We start from the raw sequence: 3,254 nt of genomic DNA, 5'->3' as shown, positions 1-3,254 counted from the left end.
ACAAATATGATTTTGTTTACCTTGTTTATTGATGCCATTTTTACGGATATGGGTAGATTTACATTCAGGGCATTGCATTTTGATTTCCTCCATTCATATCTCTATTATGCAACGCCCAATTTAAATGCGCGGGCAGCTTAATTTCTGGCCAACTAGCTACCACCGAAGCCAATTTATCCAAATCCCGACGATCTTCGATAAAGGGAAAAACACCTAAAACTGGACAATTAGTCAAGGATTGAATTAAATCGATCGGTGTTAACTGCTCTATTTCCGTCTCCGTGCGCGGTTCGAGACAATTAAGGATAATTCCGCCCAAATTGACCTTTTTCTGCTCTGCTAGGGCAATATTAGCCACCGTTTGGGAAATCGACCCCAATTTCACCGGCACCACCAAAAGGGTTTTTAACCGCCATTGAGCCGCTAAATCCGCCACAGTTAGCTCGTGGGTGACAGGACAACCTAAACCCCCCAAACCCTCAATTAAAACCAAATCTTGGCTTTTTTGTAGGTTCAGCAGAGCTTGCCACACCGTCCCCAAAGGAATATCTCGACCTTCCAAATCAGCAGCCACAGGAGGCGCTAAGGGTGCTTGATATTGCAGCGGTGTGATCATTTCTAATTGACCCTGAAATAAACCCTCATACCATTCTCGATCGCCTTGACCCGTTTGCATTAATTTCATCAGCCCCAGGGCCTTCGATGGATAGTATTTTTGCCAATAAGCCACTAAAGCAGTGGTGACAACGGTTTTACCCGCATCGGTATCCGTAGCCGTAATCAAAAGACTATTCATAAAACTCCTGGGCCAAGTCAAGATCAGGTAAAATCACCAATATTTATCATCTTATCCCCACTTCCCCACTTCCCCACTTCCCCACTTCCCCACTTCCCCACTTCCCCACTTCCCCACTTCCCCACTTCCCCATCACCCCACACCCCACACCCCACACCCCACTTCCCCACTTCCCCACTTCCCCACACCCCACACCCCACACCCCATCACCCCACTTCCCCAGATATTGCATGGGTAAGATGCAAAAAGAAAAAAAACTGCGGCCAAAAAGGTGAGATGGAATACACTAAAAGTATAAGGTTATCAATTTTGCTATTTTTCAAGTTGCATACTAGGCAACAGAATTGCAATTATCCCTCTAGTTAGAAATTGGACGGTTTGCCCTGTGGTTTCATCACTTCCCAAGCCCAATGACTCTTTAACAACGGTTCCCCAGCGTTGTTCTGGTGCTTATGCCTTGATGGACAGTCTCAAACGTCATGGCGTTAAGCACATCTTCGGTTATCCCGGAGGTGCGATCCTGCCCATCTATGACGAACTCTACCGCTTTGAAGAACGGGGAGAATTACAACATATCTTAGTGCGCCACGAACAAGCGGCCGCCCATGCCGCCGATGCCTACGCTAGGGCCACCGGCAAAGTGGGAGTCTGTTTCGGTACTTCCGGCCCCGGGGCGACTAATTTGGTGACAGGCATCGCTAACGCACACATGGACTCCATCCCGATGGTGATTATCACCGGTCAGGTGAGTCGGGCGGCCATCGGTTCCGATGCTTTCCAAGAAACCGATATTTATGGCATTACTCTCCCGATTGTTAAACATTCCTATGTGGCTAGAAATGCCCGCGAAGTAGCGAGAATCATCGCTGAGGCCTTCCATATCGCCAGTACAGGACGACCGGGACCGGTTTTAGTCGATATTCCCAAAGATGTCGGTTTAGAACTATGTGATTATATCCCCGTCGAACCGGGAGATGTGAAACTAACTGGCTATCGTCCCACGGTTAAGGGCAATCGCCGTCAAATCGAGGCCGCTTTGCACCTCTTGGAAACCGCCGAAAAACCCTTACTTTACGTTGGCGGAGGTGCGATCGCAGCTAATGCCCACGCCCAAATTGCCGAGTTTGCCGAACGTTTTCAGTTACCCGTCACCACCACGTTAATGGGGATCGGTGCTTTTGATGAACATCATCCCCTCTCGGTGGGAATGTTAGGAATGCACGGCACTGCCTACGCTAATTTTGCCGTGACCGAGTGTGATTTATTAATTGCAGTCGGCGCTCGTTTTGATGACCGAGTAACGGGGAAATTGGACGAATTCGCCTCAAAAGCTAAGGTAATCCATGTGGATATCGACCCGGCGGAAGTGGGCAAAAATCGCGCCCCTGACGTGCCGATTGTCGGGGATGTGCGGGTAGTTTTAGAACAAATACTCCACAAAGCCAGAGAATTTGATTATCCCACCAATCCCGATCGCAGCCAAGCTTGGTTAGCCAAGATCGAGCGCTGGCGGCAAGATTATCCCCTACAAGTACCCCGACCGGAAGGCAGACTTTCCCCCCAAGAAGTAATCGTTGAGGTGGGTCGTCAAGCACCCCACGCCTACTATACCACCGATGTGGGCCAGCATCAGATGTGGGCGGCCCAATTCCTCAAAAATGGTCCCCGACGTTGGATTTCTAGCGCGGGATTGGGGACAATGGGTTTCGGTTTACCGGCTGCGATGGGGGTAAAGGTGGCCATTCCCGATGAGGAGGTCATTTGTATTAGTGGTGATTCCAGTTTCCAAATGAATCTACAGGAATTAGCCACCCTAACCCAATTTAATATTCATGCCAAGACGATTATTATTAATAATGGTTGGCAGGGTATGGTACGTCAATGGCAAGAAGCTTTCTATGGGGAACGTTATTCTAATTCCAATATGGAAGTGGGAATGCCGGATGTGGAACTGTTAGCCCAAGCTTACGGCATTAAAGGGATTACTATTCGCCATCGAGATGAATTAGCCGCAAAAATTGCTGAAATGTTGGCTCATGATGGTCCAGTTTTGGTCAATGCGATCGTTGCTAGAGACGAAAATTGTTATCCCATGGTCGCCCCCGGTCAAAGTAATGCGCGTATGATTGGTTTACCGAAAATTGTCACCAAGGGTTGTGAAATGCTCGATTGTCCCAGTTGTGGTGCGGTTAACAGTTGGAATAATAAATTCTGTCCTGAATGTGGGGCGAAATTGTAACCAAAAATTGTTAGTTAATTAACCAGCCTCCGTTAAGTATAACGGAGGTTTTTGGCTTTTTCTCTACTGTGTGAATATCATAAGTAGGTAGGGCTTGCTGTTCAAGGGGTGACAAGGCGACTAAAAGGCTTGCTGGATAAGGCGCATAGCCGTTAGACCCCTAGAAAAATCGGGGTGTTTTCCTGGCTTGAGGCGGATCAAAGAAAAGGCGAGTTCCGA

Annotated in this window: 4 protein-coding genes; 1 reads left to right on the top strand and 3 read right to left on the bottom strand. The window is 48.2% G+C overall.

The features are described 5' to 3' along the window. The 3 genes from EWV66_RS24235 to EWV66_RS19855 form a co-directional block, all read right to left on the bottom strand. On the bottom strand, window positions 1–78 hold a 78-nt coding region (locus EWV66_RS24235; protein ID WP_502705652.1), incomplete at its 3' end, for a transposase-like zinc-binding domain-containing protein. After that, a complete protein-coding gene (gene bioD / locus EWV66_RS19860; protein ID WP_287107328.1) occupies window positions 65–796 on the bottom strand; it encodes a dethiobiotin synthase in 732 nt (243 codons plus the stop codon). The genes bioD and EWV66_RS24235, both read right to left, overlap by 14 nt. Before the next feature lie 46 nt (window positions 797–842). Further along, entirely contained in the window at window positions 843–1,028 is a 186-nt protein-coding gene (locus EWV66_RS19855; RefSeq protein ID WP_287107330.1) for a hypothetical protein, read from the bottom strand. A gap of 153 nt (window positions 1,029–1,181) precedes the next feature. Here EWV66_RS19855 and ilvB point away from each other — a divergent pair, with 153 nt between their 5' ends. Beyond that, window positions 1,182–3,035, top strand: a complete 1,854-nt coding sequence (gene ilvB / locus EWV66_RS19850; RefSeq protein WP_052278049.1) for a biosynthetic-type acetolactate synthase large subunit — start codon at window positions 1,182–1,184, stop codon at window positions 3,033–3,035. The last annotated feature ends 219 nt before the right edge of the window (window positions 3,036–3,254 follow it).

Origin of the sequence: Microcystis sp. M_OC_Ca_00000000_C217Col, from assembly GCF_007095585.1 — a bacterium.
Taxonomy (GTDB): Bacteria; Cyanobacteriota; Cyanobacteriia; order Cyanobacteriales; family Microcystaceae; genus Microcystis; species Microcystis panniformis.
This window is presented reverse-complemented; position numbering and strand designations above follow the sequence as displayed.